Origin of the sequence: Cellulosimicrobium protaetiae, assembly GCF_009708005.2 — a bacterium.
Classification (GTDB): domain Bacteria; phylum Actinomycetota; class Actinomycetes; order Actinomycetales; family Cellulomonadaceae; genus Cellulosimicrobium; species Cellulosimicrobium protaetiae.
Genome location: NZ_CP052757.1, coordinates 4,384,675 through 4,406,070 on the forward strand (window position 1 = coordinate 4,384,675; position 21,396 = coordinate 4,406,070).

The 21,396-nt window shown below is 75.9% G+C and carries 17 protein-coding genes and 2 riboswitches; of the genes, 10 read left to right on the top strand and 7 right to left on the bottom strand.

The genetic code is table 11. The features are described from left to right. Positions 1–236: 236 nt before the first annotated feature. Genes FIC82_RS18880 through FIC82_RS18890 form a run of 3 tightly spaced genes read left to right on the top strand, consistent with a single transcriptional unit; the run spans position 237 to position 4,182 of the window. A complete protein-coding gene (locus tag FIC82_RS18880) occupies positions 237–1,652 on the top strand; it encodes an acetyl-CoA C-acetyltransferase (protein ID WP_168732352.1) in 1,416 nt (471 codons plus the stop codon). Between the two features lie 32 nt (positions 1,653–1,684). Then, positions 1,685–3,076: a 3-oxoacyl-ACP reductase gene (locus FIC82_RS18885; RefSeq protein ID WP_168732110.1), complete on the top strand. Its 1,392-nt coding sequence runs from the start codon at positions 1,685–1,687 to the stop codon at positions 3,074–3,076. Then, on the top strand, positions 3,073–4,182 hold the full coding sequence (locus tag FIC82_RS18890) for a MaoC/PaaZ C-terminal domain-containing protein (RefSeq protein ID WP_168732111.1): 1,110 nt from the start codon (positions 3,073–3,075) through the stop codon (positions 4,180–4,182). Before FIC82_RS18885 ends, FIC82_RS18890 begins: the two co-directional genes overlap by 4 nt. Here FIC82_RS18890 and FIC82_RS18895 read toward each other — a convergent pair. Together FIC82_RS18895 and FIC82_RS18900 are read right to left on the bottom strand one after the other, a co-directional pair. Further along, complete coding sequence (locus FIC82_RS18895) at positions 4,166–4,612, bottom strand: hypothetical protein (RefSeq protein ID WP_154799509.1); 447 nt, start codon at positions 4,610–4,612, stop codon at positions 4,166–4,168. The two genes, FIC82_RS18890 and FIC82_RS18895, sit on opposite strands and share 17 nt — an antisense overlap. Before the next feature lie 177 nt (positions 4,613–4,789). Next, positions 4,790–5,455 carry a GNAT family N-acetyltransferase gene (locus tag FIC82_RS18900; RefSeq protein ID WP_168732112.1) on the bottom strand — a complete coding sequence of 222 codons (666 nt, stop codon included), beginning with the start codon at positions 5,453–5,455 and terminating at the stop codon, positions 4,790–4,792. An 89-nt stretch (positions 5,456–5,544) separates the two neighbouring features. Between FIC82_RS18900 and FIC82_RS18905 the strand changes: the two genes are divergently transcribed. Further along, entirely contained in the window at positions 5,545–5,718 is a 174-nt protein-coding gene (locus FIC82_RS18905) for a CsbD family protein (RefSeq protein ID WP_154799510.1), read from the top strand. A 93-nt stretch (positions 5,719–5,811) separates the two neighbouring features. On the opposite strand, the gene FIC82_RS18910 is transcribed toward FIC82_RS18905, so the two are convergent. The 3 genes from FIC82_RS18910 to FIC82_RS21205 all read right to left on the bottom strand — a co-directional run bounded on the left by FIC82_RS18910 (position 5,812) and on the right by FIC82_RS21205 (position 8,314). Continuing rightward, positions 5,812–6,459, bottom strand: coding sequence for a GNAT family N-acetyltransferase (locus tag FIC82_RS18910; RefSeq protein ID WP_168732113.1), 648 nt, complete (start codon positions 6,457–6,459; stop codon positions 5,812–5,814). Positions 6,460–6,573: 114 nt separating this feature from the next. Next, the gene (locus FIC82_RS18915) at positions 6,574–7,995 is read right to left on the bottom strand and encodes an aminotransferase class V-fold PLP-dependent enzyme (RefSeq protein WP_154799511.1); all 1,422 of its coding nucleotides are present in this window, start codon (positions 7,993–7,995) and stop codon (positions 6,574–6,576) included. A gap of 33 nt (positions 7,996–8,028) precedes the next feature. Continuing rightward, positions 8,029–8,144, bottom strand: a riboswitch (SAM riboswitch). A 44-nt stretch (positions 8,145–8,188) separates the two neighbouring features. After that, the gene (locus FIC82_RS21205; protein WP_256390401.1) at positions 8,189–8,314 is read right to left on the bottom strand and encodes a hypothetical protein; all 126 of its coding nucleotides are present in this window, start codon (positions 8,312–8,314) and stop codon (positions 8,189–8,191) included. 18 nt (positions 8,315–8,332) lie between these two features. Further along, positions 8,333–8,439: riboswitch (SAM riboswitch) on the top strand. Positions 8,440–8,446: 7 nt separating this feature from the next. Here FIC82_RS21205 and FIC82_RS18920 point away from each other — a divergent pair. From FIC82_RS18920 to FIC82_RS18930, 3 genes are read left to right on the top strand one after another with little or no spacing between them, the layout of a single operon-like run. Continuing rightward, entirely contained in the window at positions 8,447–8,938 is a 492-nt protein-coding gene (locus FIC82_RS18920; RefSeq protein WP_154799512.1) for a rhodanese-like domain-containing protein, read from the top strand. Then, positions 8,935–10,185, top strand: a complete 1,251-nt coding sequence (locus FIC82_RS18925; RefSeq protein WP_154799513.1) for an O-succinylhomoserine sulfhydrylase — start codon at positions 8,935–8,937, stop codon at positions 10,183–10,185. Before FIC82_RS18920 ends, FIC82_RS18925 begins: the two co-directional genes overlap by 4 nt. 44 nt (positions 10,186–10,229) lie before the next feature. Then, entirely contained in the window at positions 10,230–10,946 is a 717-nt protein-coding gene (locus FIC82_RS18930) for a DUF6226 family protein (protein WP_154799514.1), read from the top strand. 121 nt (positions 10,947–11,067) lie between these two features. Here the strand turns inward: FIC82_RS18930 and FIC82_RS18935 are convergent, their stop codons facing one another. Next, a complete protein-coding gene (locus tag FIC82_RS18935; protein WP_154799515.1) occupies positions 11,068–11,556 on the bottom strand; it encodes a hypothetical protein in 489 nt (162 codons plus the stop codon). 193 nt (positions 11,557–11,749) lie between these two features. On the opposite strand from FIC82_RS18935, the gene recC reads away from it, so the two are divergent. The 3 genes from recC to recD are packed head-to-tail and all read left to right on the top strand — an operon-like array spanning position 11,750 to position 20,936. Beyond that, complete coding sequence (recC, locus tag FIC82_RS18940; RefSeq protein WP_253691917.1) at positions 11,750–15,247, top strand: exodeoxyribonuclease V subunit gamma; 3,498 nt, start codon at positions 11,750–11,752, stop codon at positions 15,245–15,247. Then, positions 15,244–18,840, top strand: a complete 3,597-nt coding sequence (locus tag FIC82_RS18945; RefSeq protein ID WP_168732114.1) for a UvrD-helicase domain-containing protein — start codon at positions 15,244–15,246, stop codon at positions 18,838–18,840. Before recC ends, FIC82_RS18945 begins: the two co-directional genes overlap by 4 nt. Then, positions 18,837–20,936: an exodeoxyribonuclease V subunit alpha gene (gene recD, locus FIC82_RS18950; protein ID WP_154799517.1), complete on the top strand. Its 2,100-nt coding sequence runs from the start codon at positions 18,837–18,839 to the stop codon at positions 20,934–20,936. The genes FIC82_RS18945 and recD overlap by 4 nt, the downstream gene beginning before the upstream one ends. A gap of 102 nt (positions 20,937–21,038) precedes the next feature. Here the strand turns inward: recD and FIC82_RS18955 are convergent, their stop codons facing one another. After that, a complete protein-coding gene (locus FIC82_RS18955) occupies positions 21,039–21,332 on the bottom strand; it encodes a hypothetical protein (RefSeq protein ID WP_154799518.1) in 294 nt (97 codons plus the stop codon). Positions 21,333–21,396 lie beyond the last annotated feature (64 nt).

The window sequence follows — 21,396 nt, forward strand, 5'->3', positions numbered from 1 at the left end:
TGCGCCCGACCTCGATGTCGTCGGCACCTGTCTCTCGGCACCGCGTCGGGGCAGGGCACGGCCCTGTGACCCGACTCACGAAACCGAGAGTATCAGGTACTCTTGGTATTGGACACCATCCGGCCCTCTCCCCCGCCTCCCCGCGCCGTCGAGCACGACGTCGCACCGAGGCGCACTCCCCGGGCCGGGACCGACGCAGCGCAGCGAGCACGGACAGGAAGTGAGGCACAGTGGCCATCCGCAAGAGCCCCCGCCAGACCCCCGAGCAGGCCCCCGCGACCAGCACCCCCGGCGCACCCCGCGACGCCTGGGTCGTGGGCGGGAACCGCATCCCGTTCGCGCGCGCCGGGAAGAAGTACTCGTCCGCGAGCAACCAGGAGATGTTCACGGCCGCGCTCGAAGGACTCGTCGCGCGCTTCGGCCTCCAGGGCGAGCGGCTCGGCGAGGTCGTCGGCGGCGCCGTGCTCAAGCACTCGCGCGACTTCAACCTCGTGCGCGAGTCCGTGCTCGGCTCGTCCCTCTCCCCCGAGACCCCGGCCTACGACCTCCAGCAGGCGTGCGCGACCGGCCTCGAGGCGACGATCACCGTCGCGAACAAGATCCGGCTCGGCCAGGTCGAGTCGGGTGTCGCGGGCGGCTCCGACACCGTGTCCGACGCACCGATCGCCGTGAGCGAGGGCCTGCGACGGGCGCTCCTGGAGGCCAGCCACGCGAAGACCTTCGGCCAGCGCGTCAAGGCGTTCGCGAAGGTGCGCCCCTCCGACCTCGCGCCCCTCACCCCCGCGACCGACGAGCCGCGCACCGGCCTGTCCATGGGCGAGCACCAGGCGATCACGACGGCTCGCTGGGGCATCACGCGCGAGGCGCAGGACGAGCTCGCGCTCGCGAGCCACGAGCACCTCGCGGCCGCGTGGGACGCCGGCTTCTTCGACGACCTCGTCACCCCGTTCCGCGGGCTCGTGCGCGACGACAACCTGCGCACCGACTCGTCGCTCGAGAAGCTCGCCGCGCTCAAGCCGGTGTACGGGAAGCGCCTCGCGGGGGCGGCGGCGGGCGACGGGAGCAGCGCCGAGCCGACCATGACCGCGGGCAACTCGACGCCGCTGACCGACGGCGCGTCGACCGTCCTGCTCGCGTCCGCCGAGTGGGCGCGCGAGCGCGACCTCCCGCTGCTCGCGCGCGTCGTCGACGCCGAGACCGCGGCCGTCGACTTCGTGCACGGGCACGAGGGCCTGCTCATGGCCCCGGCCCACGCCGTGCCGCGCCTCCTCGCGCGCAACGGCCTCGCGCTCGGCGACTTCGACCTCTACGAGATCCACGAGGCGTTCGCCTCCACGGTCCTCACGACGCTCAAGGCCTGGGAGGACGACGAGTACTGCCGCACCGAGCTCGGGCTCGACGGCGCGCTCGGGTCGATCGACCGCTCGCGGCTCAACGTCAACGGGTCCTCGCTCGCCGCGGGCCACCCCTTCGCCGCGACGGGCGGGCGCATCGTCGCGACGGCGGCCAAGCTCCTCGCCGCGAAGACCGCCGAGACCGGAGCGCCCGCTCGCGCGCTGATCTCCGTGTGCGCCGCCGGAGGGCTCGGCGTCGCCGCGATCCTCGAGTCGGTTCCCGCCGCGGACCGCACCGACGACACCACCGCCGCCTGACGGCCCGACCGACGACCCGAGAGGAACCACCCGTGACCGACTCCTACGTCAAGGCCGTCAACTCCGGCGTCACCAAGACGCTCGCCAAGAAGCTCGGGCTCCCGCGCCCGGCGGTCCTGCGCCGCTTCCGCGCGGGCGACCCCCTCACCGTCGGGCCCGTGCTCGTCCTCGGTGGGACGCCCGGCGTCCGAGACGACGCCGACCGCGTCGCCGAGGCCCTGCTGGCCTGGGACCTCGACGTGCGCCAGACCGCGGACGACACGACCCGCTGGGGCGCGGTCGTCGTCGTGCTCAGCGGGATCGAGCGCCCGGAAGACGCGTCCGCGCCCGTCCTGGCGCTGTCGGCGAGCCTGCGCCGCCTCGCGCCGAACGGCCGCGTCGTGACGATCTCGCGCGCGCCCGCCGACACCGACTCCCCCGAGCTCGCCGCCGCCCGCGAGGGCGTCGACGGCCTCCTGCGCTCCGTCGCCAAGGAGCTCCGCTACGGCGCCACCGGTAACGGCATCCAGGTCACCGACGACGCCCCCGTCGACAGCCCGAACGTCCTCGCAACCCTCCGCTTCTTCCTGTCGGCGAAGTCCGCCTTCGTCGACGGCCAGCTCCTCCGCGTCGGCGCCGGCGCGCCGTCGGACCAGGGTGCTCCCTCGGGGGACCAGGGCTCCGGCGCCGGACTCGACCAGCCCCTCGCGGGCAAGGTCGCCGTCGTCACCGGCGCGGCGCGCGGCATCGGGGCGCAGGTCGCCCGGACGCTCGCGCGCGACGGCGCGAAGGTCGTCGTGGTCGACGTCCCCGCGGCGGGCGAGGCGCTCGCCAAGGTCGCGAACGAGATCAAGGGCACGGCGCTCCAGCTCGACGTGACCGCCGACGACGCGGGCGCACGCATCCTCGAGCACGCCCGCGCACGGCACGGCGGGATCGACGTCCTGGTGCACAACGCCGGGATCCTGCGCGACAAGCTGCTCGCCAACATGTCCGCGGACAAGTGGGACGCCGTCGTCGCGGTGAACCTCGCCGCGCAGCTCCGGATCACGGAGTACCTGCTCGGCGCGAACGGGTTCTCCTCGGAGCCGCGCATCGTCTCGCTCGCGTCCACGAGCGGCATCGCGGGCAACCGCGGCCAGTCGAACTACGCGTTCTCGAAGGCCGGCGTCATCGGGCACACGCGGGCGTTCGCTCGGCTGCTCGCCGCGCCGGGCGGGCCGGGCGGCACGGCGAACGCCGTCGCGCCGGGGTTCATCGAGACGGACATGACGGCGTCGATCCCGTTCGTCCAGCGCGAGGTCGCGCGTCGCGTCGCGTCGCTCCAGCAGGGCGGCCAGCCCGTGGACGTGGCCGAGGCGATCGCGTTCCTCGCGTCGCCAGGAGCCGCGGGCGTCAACGGCCAGGTGCTGCGCGTGTGCGGGCAGAACGTGGTGGGCCGGTGACCGCCGCGCCCACGTCGCCCGACGGCGCCGCGGCGTCTCCCGTCGGCGCCGCGCCCGAGCGCGTCGAGACGCTGCCCGCGATCCCCGGGCTCGGCGGGCTGTACGTGCGCGGGGTCGCGGCGTCGGGGCGGATCGCGGCGGCGCACCGACTCCCCGGCCGGGGACGGCACGATCTCGCGCTGCCCGACGTCACGTACCGCGTCGCAGGTGTGCCGACAGGCGACGCCACCGCTCCCGGCCACGTGGGCAGCGCCGCGCACCTGGCGCGGTACGCGCGCCTCGTGGGCGAGGCCCCGTCGGAGGTGCTCCCCGCCGGGTACCTGCACGTGCTCGGGTTCCCGCTCGCGACGGCCGTCATGGTCCGGACCGACTTCCCGCTGCCGCTGCTCGGCATGGTGCACCTCGCGAACTCGGTGTCCGTGCTGCGCCCGGTGCGGCTCGGGGACACGCTCGAGGTGCGGGCCTGGGCCGAGGGGCTGCGGCCGCACCGGCGCGGGGTCCAGGTGGACCTCGTCACGGAGGTCTCCGTCGAGCGCACCGACGACGAGCGCGCAGCCGGGAGCGGGCTGTCGGCGACGACGCTCGCCTACCGGGGGGTCTCGACGTACCTCGCGAAGGGCGTCACGCTCCCGGGCGGCCCGGTGGACGAGGACGCCGCGGCGGCGCCGGGCACCGAGACGTTCGTCCCCCCGCTCCCGACGGCCCGGTGGGCGCTCGGCGCGGGGACCGGCCGCGCGTACGCGGCCGTCTCCGGCGACCGGAACCCCATCCACACGTCGGGGCTCGGCGCCAAGGCGTTCGGTTTCCCGCGCGCCATCGCGCACGGGATGTACACCGCCGCGCGGGCGCTCGCCGAGGCAGGGCCGCGCCGCGGCGACGCCTACGACTGGACGGTGTCGTTCGCGAAGCCCGTCCTGCTGCCCAGCACGGTCGACGTCGCGCTGCGCCCCGCGCGCGACGTGCCCGCTGCGGTGCGGGACGCCGTCGGACAGGTCGCCCCTGCCGTTCCCGACGGTGCGGGCAGCCCGGCGACGGGCGTCGTCTACCAGGCGTGGGACGGCAAGGGCCGGTTGCACCTCTCGGGCCGGGTCACGCCCCGCTCCTGACCAGTCTCGTCGCCGCCCGGGCCGACCGGCGCGCCTGCCGGACGGCCCGGGCGTGGTCACGCACGTCTCCCCTCAGCGCGACGTACGCCGACACGATGTCGACGGCGGCCGTGAACAGCATCCCGATGACGGCCGCGGCCCAGTACGGGCTCGCGACCGGGATCAGCACCGTGATCCATGCGACGGCGCCGAGGCTCATGGCGCCGCCGAGGGCACACGAACCGAAGAGCACCCACCGGGCGACGCCCGCGCTCGTCAGCACAGCGCCCAGCACGCTATGGACGAGTCCGAGCGAGCCGACGGCCAGGACGAGGAGGAGCACACCGTCGAGCGTCGTACCGCCCCAGGCCCAGTCGAAGAAGGCGACCAGGAGGAGCGTGGCGAAGCTGAACGCCGTGCACACGAGCGCGGCAAGCCCGAGAAGCGTCACGACGAGTCCGGCGCGATGAACCGTGCGTGGAGCACGAGGCACGTCGACAGTCACTCGGGGAGCGCGCGGTCGCGGCCGCTCCCTCTTCTGCCAGTCCCAGACGGGCTCGGGCGGTTCGTGGTGCATGGCGTGCGGCCCCCTTCGTCGACGACCCCGAGCGTCGGGGCGCGTCGCACGCTAGCGGCGCACGGGCCTCTCCGAACCGTTGTCCACAGGCCCCGTCGGCGCCGAGGTCACGAGGGCGTCGAGGCGGGCCAGCAGCCCGTCGCGGACGGTCGGCCACTCGTCGAGCAGGATCGAGAAGTACGCCGTGTCCTGGCGGGACCCGTCGGGTGCGACGCGGTGGCCGCGGAGCACGCCCTCGGGCACGGCGCCCAGGCGCCGGATCGCGCCGATGGAGCGGCTGTTGCGCGCGTCGGCCCGCAGCGCGACGCGCGCGACGTCGAGGTCCTCGAACGCGTGGCGCAGCAGCAGGTACTTGCACGCCGGGTTGGTCACGCCGCCCCACCACTCGCGCGCGTAGAACGTCGAGCCGAGCTCGATCCGGCCCTGCGAGGGCACCCACTCGTAGAGGGACGTGGACCCGCGGACGACGTCCGCGTCGCCGGGCGTGCCGCCGGACCCCGAGTCCGACCCAGCGCCGACCACCGCGAACGCCAGCCGACCGGGTGCGGCGACGGCGTCGCGGACGTAGGCGGTCATCGCTTCCGTCCCGCTCGGCACGCGGCTGGACATGCCGGCCCAGATGCCGTCGTCGACGAGGGCGCCGAGCGCGGGAGCGTGGGTCTCGTCGAGCGGGACGAGGCGGACGCCGAAGCCGTCGAGGGTGGTGTCGTGCTGCACCCGCACATCCCACCACACCCCCTCGGCCCGACCGCGTGCGAGTCACGGAACCCGTGCTTACGGTCGTGCCTCCGACGAGAGGAGCACCCATGGGACTCGGAGACAAGGCGAAGCACGCGGCCGAGGAGGCCGGCGGCAAGCTCAAGGAAGGCGCGGGCAAGCTCACGGACAACGAGCGGCTCGAGGCCGAGGGCAAGGCCGACCAGGCGAAGGCCGACCTCAAGCAGGCGGGCGACGACGTGAAGGACGCGTTCGACAAGTAGTCCGCCTCCGATGCGCTCACGAGGGCCCCGCTCCGGCGGGGCCCTCGGTGCGTCCGGGACGGAGGGTTGGGTCCGGAGCGTCGGGCGCCGTGACTACGACGCGGCGAGCGGCAGCGGGACGACCGGGTGCGCCGGGGCGAGCACGGGCACGACGCGCGGCGTGTTGATCCGCTCCAGCAGCCCGACCTCGACGGTCGGCCACTCGGGCGCGAGGATCGAGAACATCACGGAGTCGGCGCGCGTCCCGTCGGGCGCGGTGCGGTGGCCGCGCATGACGCCCTCCTCGTACGCGCCGAGGCGTCGCATCGCCCCGAGCGAGCGCGTGTTGCGCGTGTCGACGCGGAAGCCCACGCGGTGCACGTCCCACGTCTCGAACGCGTGCCGCAGGAGCAGCCACTTGGTCACGGGGTTGACGAGGCTCCCCCACGTCGAGCGGGCGTAGAACGTCCGGCCGACCTCGACGCGGCGGTCGACGAGCGACAGGTCGCGGAAGGCGGTGCTCCCGAGCACCTCGCCGGCGCCGCCGTCAGTCCCTGCGGCGCGCACGACGAAGCCCGTCAGGTCGGGCGCGGCGCGCGTCGCGGCCACGAGCTCGGCCATCCCCGCGACCCCGAAGGGCATGGGGATGCTCATGCCTGACCACATCGCCTCGTCGACGAGGCCGGCCAGTGTCTCAGCGTGCTCCAGGGCCAGCGGTTCCAGGCGGAATCCGTGCCCCGAGAGGACGACGTCGTGCAGCACAGCGCATATCAGAGCACACGCGGACGACGCCGCCAAGAGGGTCCGGCGACGTCGTGGACAACGCTTGTCGACGGCCCGGTGAACGGCTGTCCCGGCGGTCCCGCCGGCGCCAGGTCAGACGGCGGGGCCGCACCCCGCGGCGTCGGCGAGGAAGCCCGCCGCGGCGGTCGCGAAGAGTCCCTCGAGACCGGACCCCACGGGCACCGGGCGCGGGTCGTCGGCCACGGCCCAGCAGCCGTCGACGACCTCGTACCGCGTCGCAGGGCCGTGCTCCACGTACGACCGCACGGCCTCGACGAGCCGGACGACGTCCGCACCCGTCGTCCCGACGCCGACGGACGCGCGGATCGCGCCCGCGTCGTACCCGAGGCGCGCGAGCAGCGGGTGGGCGCAGAAGCGGCCGTCGCGCACGCCGATTCCGTGCTCGGCGGAGAGGTACGCGGCGACGAGGCCCGGGTCGTGACCCTCGACGGAAAACGTGACGACCCCGACCGGGTCGACCGCGTCCTCCCAGACCCGCACGACCCGCACACTCGGGACCGCCTCCAGCCCGGCGACGAGCGCCGCGCGCAGCGTCGCCTCGTGCGCGTGGAGGTCGGCCGGGTCGAGCGTCGCGAGCGCGTCGCACGCCGCCGCGAGCGCCGCGGCACCCACCACGTTGGGCGACCCGGCCTCGTGGCGCGCGGGCGCCGTCTGCCACTGCGTGCCGGTGACGGATACCTGCCGCACCGCACCGCCGCCGGCGAGGTAGGGCGTGCCCGCGTCGAGCCAGTCGCGACGGCCCACGAGCGCGCCCGCGCCGAACGGCGCGTACGTCTTGTGGCCGGAGAACGCGACGTAGTCGACGCCGGAGTCGGCGAGCGAGAACCCGCGGTGCGGGACGAGCTGGGCGCCGTCGAGGACGACGCGCGCCCCGGCGTCGTGCGCGATCCGCACGACGTCCGCGACGGGCAGCGACTCGCCCGTGACGTTCGACGCGCCGGTCACCGCGACCAGGGCGTAGGGAAAGCGCGCGAGCTCGGTGCGCAGGCCGGACAGCGTCTCCGCGACGGACGCGCCGCCCGCGAGGACCGTCGCGCCGCCCGCGCGCTGCCACGGCAGCAGGTTCGCGTGGTGCTCGACGTCGAGGACGAGCACACGACCAGGCGTCCCGTCCGCGTTCGCCGGGACGCAGCCCGCGAGCAGGTTGAGCGAGTCGGTCGTGTTGCGTGTGACGACCGTGACGTCGTCCTCGCGCGCGCCGACGAACGCGCCGATCGTGCGGCGCGACGCCTCGTAGAGCGCCGTCGAGACCTGCGACAGGTAGCCCGCGCCGCGGTGCACGCTCGCGTAGAGCGGCAGCACCTCGGTCACGCGGTCCGCGACGGAGCGCAGCGCCGGGGCCGAGGCCGCGACGTCGAGGTTCGCGTACGGGACGCTGCGGCCGTCGACGAGCGGCACGAGCGTGTCCGCGCCGACGACAGGCAGGAGGGCGGGCGCGGCAGCGATCTCCGCCAGGTCAGGGGCCGAACACTCGACGTCCGCGAGAGCAGTCATGGCACAGTCCTCCAGGGTCGTCCGGGGAGAACCTCCCCGCGCTTGCCACCCGCCGGTCGGCGTGCGGCCTGGTCGTCACCCGGGGCACCCCGCCGCGAGAGGAGGGTTGCCGGCCAGCAAACCGGGGTTTCACGCTGGCACTCATGACCTGCGTCCCAGGATGTGCGCGGGGACGCGCCGTGTCAACCGGTGGTCAGGGCGTCTCGGATGGCGGGACGCAGTCCACGGGCACGTCGAGGCGCCACCCGGACTCGCCGATCGCGTCGGGCACCCTGCCCAGGGGCTGCTCGGCGAGACGGACGTTTCGCGCGTCGGACACGTGGCGTACGATCCCGAGCAACCATCCGGAGCGGCCGAGTGACGTGGCACGTCGACGCCGCAGCAACCCCCCGGTCCGTCGCGAGGCGGTCGGGCGCAGGGTGCTACTGCCACGATCGATGGAGGAGGACTCATGAGCGACCAGTCCCAGCAGACGTCGGCAACCGGGGCGGCACTGCCCGACGCCCGACCCGCCGTCGGCTACGCCGGCGACATCACCCCGCAGCAGGCGTGGGACCTGCTGACGAACGACGAGCGCGCGGTCCTCGTCGACGTCCGCACCGAGGGCGAGTGGCGCACCATCGGCGTGCCCGACGCGACGGACCTCGGCCGCGGCGTCGTGTTCGACGAGTGGGTGACCCCGGCCGGGCCCAACCCGCGCTTCGTGGACCAGCTCGTCGAGGCGGGCCTCACGCCCGGCGACGAGCGCCCCGTCGTGTTCCTGTGCCGCTCGGGCCAGCGCTCGATCGGCGCGGCGCGCGCGGCCACGGCCGCCGGGCTCGGGCCGTCGTACAACGTGCTCGAGGGCTTCGAGGGCGCGCAGGGCTTCTCGGGCCTGCGCGACGTCGAGGGCTGGAAGGTCCGCGGCCTGCCCACCACGACCTACGACGAGGCGGCCCGATGAGCGCCGCCCAGCCCGGGAGCGTGCCCGGCGGCTCCGGCCGCAAGCCCCTGCCCGCGAGCGCGCGCCCCGCGACGCTCGCCGTGCGCGGCGGGCACCACCGCACGGAGTTCCAGGAGACCTCCGAGGCGCTGTTCCTCACGCAGGGCTACACGTACGACCGCGCCGCCGACGCCGAGGCCGCTTTCAAGGGCGAGCTCGACCGGTTCGTCTACTCGCGCTACGGCAACCCGACGGTGCACGCGTTCGAGGAGCGCCTGCGTCTGCTCGAGGGCGCAGAGGCCTGCTACGCGACGGCGTCCGGCATGTCCGCGGTGTTCACGTCGCTCGCCGCGCTCGTGGGTTCCGGGTCGCGGATCGTCGCGGCCCGCGCGCTGTTCGGGTCCAGCATCGTCATCTTCGACGAGATCTTCGCCAAGTGGGGCGTGCGGACCGACTACGTCGACGGGCACGTGCTCTCCCAGTGGGAGGAGGCGCTGTCCACGCCGGCGGACGTCGTGTTCTTCGAGACGCCGTCCAACCCCATGCAGGACATCGTCGACGCGCGGCGCGTGAGCGAGCTCGCGCACGCCGCGGGCGCGGTGGTCGTGCTCGACAACGTCTTCGCGACGCCGCTGCTCCAGAAGCCGCTCGAGCTCGGCGCGGACGTCGTCGTGTACTCGGCGACCAAGCACATCGACGGCCAGGGCCGCGTGCTCGGCGGCGCGATCCTCGGGACCGAGGAGTACGTCAACGGTCCCGTGCAGACGTTCATCCGCAACACCGGACCGACCCTCTCGGCGTTCAACGCGTGGGTGCTGCTCAAGGGCCTGGAGACGCTGCCCGTGCGCGTCGCGGCGCAGAACGCGGCGGCCGCGCAGGTCGCGGAGGCGCTCGAGCAGCTCCCGGGGATCGGGCGCGTGCGGTACCCGTTCCTCGCGTCGCACCCGCAGCGCGAGCTCGCGCTGTCGCAGCAGAGCGGCGGCGGAACGGTCGTCACGTTCGACCTCGCCGTCCCCGAGGGCACCGACCCGGAGACGGCGAAGAAGCGCGCGTTCACGTTCCTCGACGCCCTGCAGGTCGTCGACATCTCGAACAACCTCGGCGACGCCAAGTCGCTCGTCACCCACCCCGCCACGACGACCCACCGCAAGCTCGGCCCCGAGGGCCGCGCCGCCGTCGGGATCGCGGAGACGACGGTGCGCCTGTCGGCGGGCCTGGAAGACCCGAGCGACATCATCGAGGACGTCGAACAGGCCCTCAACACCTGACCCCCCTCCCGCTCGACGGCGGCAGGACGCCCTAGCCTGACAGCGTGACCGCCTACGTCCGCCCGCCGCTCCCGCGTCAGGTCTTCCACGACGACGCCGGCGACCCGTTCGAGTACGGCGGACGGTGGGACCACCTCGACGGGCCGCCCGAGGACACCTACTCCGTGGACTCCCACCCAGAGCGGTTCGCGCCACTCATCGACGTCGTGGACGCACTTCTCCGGCACCTCGTGACGACGTACGCCGTCACGGTCGAGGACGTCCGCCTGCGGAGCGTCGAACTGACGGCGCACACCCCGGGAGCGCCCGCCCACCCCGTGCTGGCGGGGGTGCGCAACGTCGGTACTGACGCGGTGCGCGCGGTGCGCGCGGTGCGCGTCACCCCGTCGTCCGACGCCGCCGCGCCGCTGACACTCCTCGTCACGGAGTACCCGAGCGTCGTGGTCCGTGCCGGCGTCCTGCACGAGGACACGTTCCCGTCGTGCGGGTGCGACGCGTGCGACGACACCGCGGAGAGTGCGGCCCAGTCGCTCGAGGACCTCGTCCTCGGCGTCGCGGAAGGACGGTTCTCGGAGGCCCTCCGCAGGGCGCTCCCGGGTCGGCGCGAGTGGTGGGTCGCGCACCGTCTCGACCTGCCCGACGACGGGTACCGGTCCGGCGAGGGCCGCACCCGGCTGCCGGGCGCCGCCGGGCAGCAGGCACGACGACGCCTCGCCGCTGTCCCAGGCGGCCGGTGGCGGCCCTGGCCCGTCTCTGCCTGACACCCGCCGACCTGGTGTCGTGGGCCTGTTCGGACCTTCGCAGGGCCACGACACCAGGTCGGCGGGCGTCAGGCGCAGGGTCGACACGGCGTGGTCGGGCGAGGCGTGGACCGGACGCGCCTCAGCCGATGCTGCCGCCCAGGACGACGACGTCCGTCCGGCGACCCCCCGACCGTGCGACGTGCGCCCGGACGGCGTCCAGCTCGTGGGGCAGCAGCACGAAGGTCGTCGACGTCCCGGTGTCGTTCACGTCCCAGAGCAGCTGCCAGCGCTCGTCGAACCCCGATCCGCAGATCGTGTACGGAGCGATCGCGAGCGCCAGCCCGAGCTCATGGTCGTCGCGCGGGTCGAGGTCGAGCGAGATCGAGGGCTCCCTCCCGAGACGCGTCGCGAGACGGCTGCGCCGGGCATGCCGGAGCTCGTCCAGCTCCTGCACGGCCTCGACCGCGTCGGGAGGCCACGGACCGTCCGAGTACACGTCGACCTGGAGCGTGGTGAGCCGGTCACGCACCGCCAGGAGCGCACCTCGGCACGCGGCCGCGACGGCGCCCGGGGCCGCGCCGTCGCCGATCGCGCACAGGACGCCGCCCGACCTCGTCGCTCTCGTCATACACCCTCCGTCCGCGGCCACCCGGACCTGGCCCACCTGGGTCGCGGTGCCGACACCGTAGTCCCCGGTGGGCTCTGTGGACGACGGTTCGACGGTGTGGGACGCACCTCGTAGATTCCTCGTAGCGCTCGGTCACCGGCCCGGCGCGAGACCACGCCCGACCACCACCGACAGGGGTCCGCTGTTGCTGCACGTGCACCGCTCCGAGCGTGCCGAGGCGCTCGTGGCGCCGCTCGCCGCCGTGCTCGCCGAGGCGCCTGAAGACCCGTTCACGCCGGACGTCGTGGCGGTCCCGACGCGCGGTGTCGAGCGGTGGCTCGCGCAGCGGCTCTCGCACCACCTGGGCGCGGGCGAGACGTCGGGCATCTGCGCGAACGTGGACTTCCGCGGGCCGCGCCGGATCGTGGAGCAGGTCGTCGCGGACCTCACCGACCTCGATCCCGACGACGACCCCTGGCGGCCCGAGCGGCTCGCCTGGTCGGTGCTCGAGGTGCTCGACACGCACCTCGCCGAGCCGTGGGCGGCGCCGCTCGCGCGGTACGTCGGCGACCCGGGCGACGAGGTGCGCCGGGGCCGGCGGCTGACGCTCGCGCGCCGGCTCGCGGACCTGCTCGTCGACTACGCGCGCCAGCGCCCCGAGGTCGTGCTCGCGTGGTCGGCCGCGGCCCCGGTCGCGGACCGGGCCGGGGAGCCGGGCGGTACCCCGGACGATCTCGCGTGGCAGCCCGAGCTGTGGCGCCGCCTCGTCGACCGCGTCCCGGCCACCGACCCGGCGCGTCGTGTCGAGGAGGCCGTCGCGGCGCTGCGCGCGGACCCGGCCGCCGTCGACCTCCCGCCGCGGTTGTCCGTGTTCGGACCGACGCGGCTCCCGGAGGACGAGCTGCGGGTCCTTCGCGCCCTCGCCGAGCACCGCGACGTCCACCTGTGGCTCGTGCACCCGTCGCCCGCGCTGTGGGAGAAGGTCGCGGCCCGCGACGGCGACCCCGCCCCGGCCGTCGACGCCACCGGGGACGGGAGCGGCGGGCACGACGACACGGAGGGCGCGCCCACCCGGCGCCGCGCCGACCTGCCGACGCCGGCCCGCCACCCGTTCCTCGCGTCGACCGGTCGCGACGCGGTCGAACTGCAGCTCTGCCTCGCCGGTGGCGGGCCCACGAGCGAGAAGCACCATGCGTCCGCGCCGACGCCGCCGACCCTGCTCGGGGCGCTCCAGTCCGCGCTGCGGGCCGACGAGCCCGACGGCGCGCACGTCCTCGACCCCGGCGACCGGTCGGTCCAGGTGCTCGCGTGCCACGGCCGGAGCCGCCAGGTCGAGGTTCTGCGGGAGACGCTCGTCGGCCTCTTCTCCGCCGACCCGACGCTCCAGGCGCGCGACGTCATCGTGCTGTGCCCGGACGTCGAGACGTTCGCGCCCCTCGTCACCGCGACGTTCGGCGCCGTCCCCGAGCTCGGCGAGGACGCGCACCCCGGCCAGCGGCTGCGCGTGAGCCTCGCCGACCGCGGCGCCGGGACGACGAACCCCGTGCTCGCGCTGCTCGCGACGCTGCTCCGCCTCGCCGACGGCCGCGTCACGGCATCGGAGGTGCTCGACCTCGCGGCGAGCGCACCGGTGCGCCGCCGGTTCCGGTTCTCCGACGACGACGTCGACCGCCTGCGCCAGTGGGCCGTCGAGGCGGGCGTGCACTGGGGCGAGGACGGCACGCGCCGGGCACGGTTCGGGATCGACGGTCACGTGCGCCAGGGCACGTGGGACGCGGCGCTCGACCGGCTCCTGCTGGGCGCGGCGATGGCCGACGAGGACGCGAGGTTCGTCGGGCCGGCGCTGCCGCTCGACGACGTCGGCTCGACGGACGTAGACCTCGCGGGCCGGCTCGCGGAGCTCGTCGCACGCCTCACGGAGATCCTCCGCGGCCTCGACGGGGTGCACCCGCTCGCGCACTGGCTCGACTCGCTCGACCGCGCGCTCACGCTGCTCGCCGAGGCGCCGCCCACGGAGGCGTGGCAGATCGGGTCCGCGCGCCGCGTGCTGGGCGACGTCCGTGGCGCGGGCGCGGCGCACGGCGGGGTCGCGCTGCGGCTCGCGGACGTGCGCGCGCTGCTCGACGACCGCCTCGCGGGGCGACCGACCCGCGCCGGGTTCCGCACGGGCGCGCTCACGGTCTGCTCGCTCGAGCCGATGCGCTCGGTACCGCACCGGGTCGTGTGCCTGCTGGGTCTCGACGACGGCGTCTTCCCCCGCACCGCCGCGCCCGCGGGCGACGACCTGCTCGCACGGCACCCGGAGATCGGCGAGCGCGACGCGCGCAGCGAGGACCGGCAGATCTTCCTCGACGCCGTCGCGGCGGCGGGCGACCACCTCGTCGTCGTGCACACCGGTGCCGACGAGCGCACGGGTGCCGCGCGCCCGCCCGCCGTCCCCGTCGCCGAGCTCCTCGACGCGCTCGACCGCACGGCGACGACCGTCGACGGCCGCCCCGTGCGCGAGCACGTCGTCGTGCGGCACCCGCTCCAGACCGTGGACGACCGCAACTTCACGCCCGGCGCGCTGGGCGTGCCCGGTCCGTTCAGCCACGACGGCGCCGCGCTCGGCGGCGCACGGCAGGCGCGTGAGAAGCGTCAGCCGGTCGGGGCTCTCGTCGGCGCGCCGCTGTCCCTGCCGGCCGACGCCGCGAGCGACCCGACCGGGGGCGGCGTGCTGGCCGCGACGGCGGGGGGCCACGCCGACGTCGAGCTCGACGACCTGGTCCGCCTGCTGGAGAACGCGCCCCGCTGGTTCGCCCAGCACACGCTCGACGTCGGCCTCGTGCTGGAGGAGGACGACGTCGAGGACCGCCTCCCGCTCGCGCTCAGCGGCCTCGCGGGCTGGGGCGTGGGCGACCGCGTGCTGCGGGCCGCGCTGGCCGGCGTCGACCCGAACCGGGCGATGCAGGCCGAGTGGCGTCGCGGCCAGGTGCCGCCGCGCGAGCTGGGGAGATCGGCGCTGCAGGAGGTTGTCCGCTGCGTCGGGCCGCTGCGCGTCGCCGCGGTGGAGGCCGCGCGCGAGGCGGACCTCGCCGCAGGCCGTCCCGTGAGCCAGGACGTGCTGAGCTCGGCCGAGACGGTCGACGTCCGCGCCACGCTCCCCGACGGCCGCGCGCTCGTCGGGAGCGTGCCGGGCGTGCACGGCGCGCGGGTCGTGCGCACCGAGTACTCGCGCCTCGGCCCCAAGCACCGGCTGCGTGCCTGGGTGCAGGCGCTCGCCCTCACGGCGAGCGACCCGGGGCGCCCGTGGGACGCCGTCGCGATCGGTCGCTCGCCCCGGGGTCCCGGCGTCGCGTGGTCCACCCTCACCCCGCCGGACCGCGACACGGCGGCCGCGGTCCTCGCCGACCTCGTGGCGCTGCGCGACGAGGCGGCGCGCGAGCCGCTGCCGCTGCTCCCCGAGGTGTCGCTGCGCTACACGGAGGAGCGGCGCTCGAGCGACGCGCGCGACGCCCTGATGCGCGCGGGCTGGGCGTGGAACAAGGGCTTCGAGCGCAAGGACCCGTACGTCGTCCTCGCGTGGGGCCAGGACCCGGCCCTCCCCGACGTCGCGGGGCTCGCCACCACGGCCGACCTGGGCCGCTTCCCCGACGACCCGACCCGTCTCGGTGCGCTCGCGCGCCGCGTGTGGGAGCCCCTGCTGGAGAACGAGCTGCGAGGTGCCCGGTGAACGGCGCGACGTCCCGGACCACGACCGACCGCACCGCCACGCCCGCGGGCGCACCGGGAACGCCTCGGCGCTTCGACCCGTTCGGTGACCTGCCCAGCGGGACGGTCGTGCTCGAGGCGAGCGCCGGCACCGGCAAGACCCACACGATCGCGACCCTCACGACCCGCTACGTCGCCGAGGGCGTGGCGGCGCTGCCGGAGGTCATGCTCGTGACCTTCGGCCGCGCCGCGACGTCGGAGCTGCGCGACCGCGTGCGCGAGCGCCTCGTCGCGACCGAGCGCGCGCTGCGCGGGCCCCACCCCGCGGACGACCCGGAGCCCCTCGTCGCGTTCCTCGCCGCGGTCGACGCAGACGAGCTCGACCGTCGCCGCGAGCGCCTGCGCGTCGCGCTGTCCCAGCTCGACGCGGCGACCATCACGACGACGCACGGCTTCTGCCAGCAGATGCTCACCGCACTGGGTACGGCGGCCGACGTCGACCTCGCGACGAGCTTCCTGCCCGACGTCGCGGACCTCGTCGAGGAGGTCACCGACGACCTGTACGTGCGGCGGTTCGCGGACGAGCCCGAGCCGATCCTCTCGCCGCGCGACGTGCGCGACGTCGCGCGCGCGGCGGTGAGCGACCACGGGGCGGTGGTCGCGCCGTCGGACGCGGCCGAGGGCTCGGTGGGCGCGGCACGCTACGAGGCCGCGGTCGCGGCCCGCCGCGAGGTCGAGGCGCGCAAGCGCGCGATGCACCTGCTCGACTACGACGACCTGCTCGTGCTCCTGCGCCGCGCGCTCACGGACCCCGAGCACGGCGCGACGGCGGCGGAACGGGTCCGGTCGCGGTTCCGCATCGTCATGGTGGACGAGTTCCAGGACACCGACCCCGAGCAGTGGGAGATCCTGCGGACGGCGTTCCACGGGCACCGCACGCTGGTGCTCATCGGTGACCCCAAGCAGGCGATCTACGCGTTCCGCGGCGCGGACGTCGTGACGTACCTGCGCGCCGTCGAGGACGCCGCGGACACGGCGACGCTCAGCACGAGCTGGCGCAGCGACGGGCCGCTGCTCGCGGGCCTGCACGCGCTCCTCGGCGAGACGGCGCTCGGTGACCCGCGCATCGTCGTGCGCCCGGTCGACGCAGCCCACCCCGAGCCGCGCTTCTCCGGCGGTGCGCCGGTGCGGCTGCGGCAGGTCACGCGACGCGCCTACCGGCTCGGGGGGTCGTCCGCGCCGTCGGCCCCGGACGCGCGCGGCCTGCTGGCCCAGGACGTCGCGGCAGACATCGCCGGGCGGCTGGGGACCGCCGACGGCGGCGGTGACCGCGTGCGCGACGACGGGCCTGGCGCGGTGGGCGGCGAGGAAGTCAGCACCGCGGGCGCGGGACGCTGGCGGCCGCTGGAGCCGCGCGACGTCGCGGTCCTGACCCGGACGAACGCCCAGGCCGAGGCGGTGCGCTCGGCGCTCGTCGCGCTGGGCGTCCCGGCGGTGGTGTCGGGGCCGTCGAGCGTGTTCGGCTCGGCCGCCGCCCAGGACTGGCTCACGCTGCTCGCGGCGCTGGAGCAGCCGGGCCTGCACCGCCGCGCGACCGCGCTCGCTCTCACCCCCTTCGTCGGCTGGGACGCGCAGCGGCTCGCGACCGCCGACGACGCCGACCACGACGAGCTCGGCGACACCGTCCGGGCGTGGGCGCGACTGCTCGCGGACCGAGGCGTGGCCGCAGTCGCGGAGGTCGCGGCCCGGCGGGGGGCCACGGCGCGGGTCATGGCCCGGGACGACGGCGAGCGCTACCTCACCGACCTGCGCCACGTCACGCAGACGCTCCACGAGGCCGCCCAGACCGAGGGCCTCGGCACGGCGGCGCTCACGGCGTGGCTGCGCGCCCGGATCGCGGAGGTCGGCACCGTGTTCACCGACGAGCGCACCCGCCGCCTCGAGACGGACGCCGCGGCCGTGCAGGTCGTCACCGTGCACGCGGCGAAGGGCCTGGAGTTCGGCGTCGTGTACGTCCCGTTCGGCTGGGAGCGGTTCGAGTCGGACGACCAGGAGCTGTTCGCGTTCCACGACGACCACGGCCGGCGCGTCCTGCACCTCGGCGGGATCGGCTCCCCCGGGTTCGTGGACGCCAAGGCGCGCTGGCGTGACGAGGAGCTGGGCGAGGACCTGCGCCTCCTGTACGTGGCGCTCACGCGGGCCCGGCACCAGGTCGTCGTGCACTGGACGCCGACCAAGCGCAGCACCGGTTCCGGACCGCTCACACGGCTGTTGCTCGCGGATCGGATGCTCGGTGGCGAGCCCGGCCGCCACGCCCGGCCCGACGCGATGCGCGACGACGCCGTCCGGTCCGCGTTCGAGGCGGTCGCCGCGCGCTCGGGGGGCACGGTCGTCGTCGAGCAGGTCGAGAGCAGGCCGAAGGGCGTGCGCTGGTCGCCCGGGACCCGGACGGCGACAGCCCTCGGTCTCGCGACCACCGCGCACCTGCCGGACCGCGAGTGGCGGCGCGCCTCGTACTCGGCGCTCACGGCCGCCGCCCACCACGGGCCCGTCGGCGGGATCGAGAGCGAACCCGAGGACCCGGGCGTCCAGGACGAGCCGGAAGGGACGCCGGACGACGACGGGACCGGCACCGCCCCGGCCGCAGCGCCTTCCACCGAACCTGCTGCTCGCCCCGGTGCCGACGTCCCCTCCCCCTACGAGGGGCAGCCGGGCGGCACCGCGTTCGGCACGCTGGTGCACGAGATCCTCGAGTACGTCGACACTGCCGCCGCCGACCTCGACGCCGAGGTGCGCGCGCGGTGCGCGCAGGCGGCGACCGTCCGCGTGCCCGGCGTGGAACCGATCTCGCTCGCCGTGGCGCTCGGCCTGTCGCTGCGCACCCCGCTCGGGCCGATCGCGGGCGGTCTCACTCTCGCCGACGTCGACCCGCGCGACCGGCTGCCCGAGCTCGAGTTCGAGCTCCCGCTCGCGGGCGGCGACGAGACCGAGGGCGTCCGGCCCTCGACGCTGCGCGACCTCGCCGAGCTCCTGCGCGCCCACCTGCCCGCCGACGACCCGTTCGCCCGGTACCCCGACCTGCTCGCGGCGCTGGCCGAGGAGGCAGGGAACGGCACCGGGGCGGGCGGCGGAGCGAGCACGGCGTCGGGTGGCGGGGCCGGGACCGGCGGGGTCCCGCTGCGCGGGTACCTGACCGGCTCGATCGACGCGGTGCTGCGCGTGCCCGCCGCGGGACCGGACGGCCGTCCCGACCCCGACGGCCGCCGCCGGTACCTCGTCGTCGACTACAAGACGAACCGTGTCGGCCCGCCCGGCGTCCCGCTCGCCGTCGGCGACTACCACCCGGACGCGACCCGCGACGCGATGCTCGCCTCGCACTATCCCCTGCAGCTCGTGCTCTACCTCGTCGCGCTCCACCGGTACCTGCGCTGGCGCGTGCGCGACTACGACCCCGACAGCGACCTCGCGGGCGGCGCCTACCTGTTCGTGCGCGGCATGGCCGGCCCGGACACCCCGACCGGTCCCGACGGCGCCCCGTACGGCGTCGTCGCGTGGACGCCCCCGCCGGGGCTCGTCGTCGCCCTGTCCGCCCTGCTCGACGGAGGTCGCGCATGACCACGACCCCTCCCCGCACGCCGGTGCCCGCCGCTCCCGCCCCCGCGGTGCCCCCGGCGGACGAGGGCGACCCGCGCCTCGCCGTCGGGGTGGCGGCGTGGCTCGGCGCGTTCAACGCCGCGCGCGTCGTCTCCGCGGCCGACCTGCGCGTCGCGCTGCGGCTCGGCAGGCTTACGGGCGAGCAGGACGACCAGGTGCTGCTCGCCGTCGCGCTCGCCGTGCGCGCGGTGCGCAGCGGGTCGGTCTGCGTGCGCCTCGACGACCTCGGGTCGCTCGAGCTGCCCGAGGACGAGGAGGCCGCGCGCGCGGACGCCGCGGACCTGCCCTGGCCCGACCGTGCCGCGTGGGCGGCCGCGGTCGCGCGCAGCCCGCTCGTCGCCGTCGGGGTCGACGGTCCCGCCGACCGCCCGGCGCGCTGGGTGGGCGGCGCCCTGTACCTCGACCGGTACTGGCGCGACGAGCTCGCGGTGCGTCACGACGTCGACGGCCGGCTCGCGGCGGGCGACCTGCCGGTCGACCCCGACCGCCTCGACCTCGCCCTGACGCGCCTCTTCCCTGCGGCGGACGACACCCGGCAGCGGCTCGCCGCCGCGCACGCCGCGACGCGCCGGCTCACGGTCCTCACCGGTGGTCCCGGTACGGGCAAGACGACGACGGTCGCGCGCCTGCTCGCCGTCCTGCACGACGCCGCCCTCCCGTCCTCGTCGTCGGTCGTCACCTCGTCCGGGGTCACCTCGTCCGACGGCTCGTCCGCTTCTGTGCCTCAGGGCACCGCGGTGACTCCGTCGGCCGCGGTGGTCCCTCCCCCTGGGGACACGGCCCCGGTCTCCGGCGCGGCGCTGCGGGTGGCGCTCGCCGCCCCGACGGGCAAGGCCGCCGCGCGCCTCCAGGAGGCGGTGCGCGAGGTCGTCGCCGCGTTCCCCGACCCGGCCGACCGTGACCGTGTCGGCACCCCCGTCGCGACGACGCTGCACCGCCTGCTCGGGTACCGTCCCGGCAGCAGCACGCGGTTCCGGCACGACGCGCACCACCACCTGCCCCACGACGTCGTCGTGGTGGACGAGACGTCGATGGTCGCGCTGCCCCTCATGGCACGGCTGCTCGAGGCGCTGCGCCCGGACGCCCGGCTCGTGCTCGTCGGCGACCCCGACCAGCTCGCGTCCGTCGAGGCCGGCGCCGTCCTCGGCGACCTGGTGCACCGCGAGCCGGTCGCCCCGCCCGCGACCGCGTCAGCCGTCGTCGCGACGGCCGACGTCGCGCTCGCCGGCTCCCCGCCGCCCGCCGACGGGGAGGTCGACGACCGCGCGGTGCTGGGCAACGGCGTCGTCCGCCTGCGCACGGTCCACCGCCAGGACCGCGACTCCGAGATCCTGCCGCTCGCCGCGGCGATCCAGGGTGGCCGCCCGGACGAGGTCCTCGTCCTCCTGCGCGCCGGGCACGAGAGCGTCCAGTTCCTCGAGACGCCCGACGACTCCCCCGACGACGCCGTCCTGGCCGCCGTCCGCGCAGACGCCGTGGCCGCGGGCGCGTTGCTGGTCGAGGCGGCCCGCGCGGGTGACGCGCCCGCCGCCCTCGCCGCCCTCGCCCGGCACCGCGTCATGGTCGCGCACCGGCGCGGCCCCGCCGGGCGCGGCCGGTGGGCGGCGCAGGTCGAGGCGTGGGTCGAGGAGGCCACGGGCCACCACGCCACCGACTCCCCGTGGGTCGCGGGCCGGCCGCTCCTCGTCACGACGAACGACGCCGAGGTGGGTCTCTACAACGGCGACACGGGGGTGCTCGTCGCGGAGGGTGACGGGGTCGTCGCCGTGTTCGGCGACCCGCGCGCCCCGCTGCGCGTGCGCACCCACCGGCTCCCGCCGGTGGAGACCGTGCACGCGATGACGGTCCACCGCGCGCAGGGCAGCCAGTTCGACCGCGTCACGCTCGTGCTGCCGCCCGCCACGTCGCCGCTGCTCACCCGCGAGCTGCTCTACACGGCGGTGACACGCGCGCAGACGTTCGTCCGCGTCGTCGGCTCCGAGGACGCCGTGCGCACGGCGGTCACGAGCCCCGTGCACCGTGCGAGCGGGCTGAGGAGCGCCCTCCCGGTCGGCTGACCCGCGCGTGCGGGGCCGCGCCTGCCGGGCCCGCGTGCTGGCTGCACGACGCGGAGCAGGTCGGGGCGGGAACGACGATCGGTCCGCCGTCGGGACGGGCGCTCAGCCGTCACGACGTGCCTGCAGGAGCACGTCCAGCTGACGCTGCGCGATCGAACGCACCCCGGCGAGCACGAGCGCGCTCATCAGCGCGGCGACGCCCACCCAGAACAGGGCGATCCCCACGACGGCGGACAGCCTCGTGGCGTCGTAGGTCGAGCTCGACGACCCCAGGAACGTGAGTGCACCGGGGACGGCGAGCAGGGGCGCGAGGACGAACAGGGCCGTGGCGACGCCCGGCAAGGGCAGCCGCTGCGGCGAGGACACGGAGACGCCGGTCGGCGCGGAGTTCGACACGCCCCGACCCTACCGGCACGCCGGCCGCGGAATGCCTGCCCGCCGCAGAGGGTTGACGACGACG

Bases quoted from the DNA above. Each gene is read 5' to 3' on its own strand.
- recD (WP_154799517.1), top strand. From the start codon at position 18,837: ATGACCACGACCCCTCCCCGCACGCCGGTGCCCGCCGCTCCCGCCCCC.
- FIC82_RS18905 (WP_154799510.1), top strand. From the start codon at position 5,545: ATGGGACTCGGAGACAAGGCGAAGCACGCGGCCGAGGAGGCCGGCGGC.
- FIC82_RS18915 (WP_154799511.1), bottom strand. From the start codon at position 7,995: ATGACTGCTCTCGCGGACGTCGAGTGTTCGGCCCCTGACCTGGCGGAG.
- FIC82_RS18925 (WP_154799513.1), top strand. From the start codon at position 8,935: ATGAGCGCCGCCCAGCCCGGGAGCGTGCCCGGCGGCTCCGGCCGCAAG.
- FIC82_RS18920 (WP_154799512.1), top strand. From the start codon at position 8,447: ATGAGCGACCAGTCCCAGCAGACGTCGGCAACCGGGGCGGCACTGCCC.
- FIC82_RS18935 (WP_154799515.1), bottom strand. From the start codon at position 11,556: ATGACGAGAGCGACGAGGTCGGGCGGCGTCCTGTGCGCGATCGGCGAC.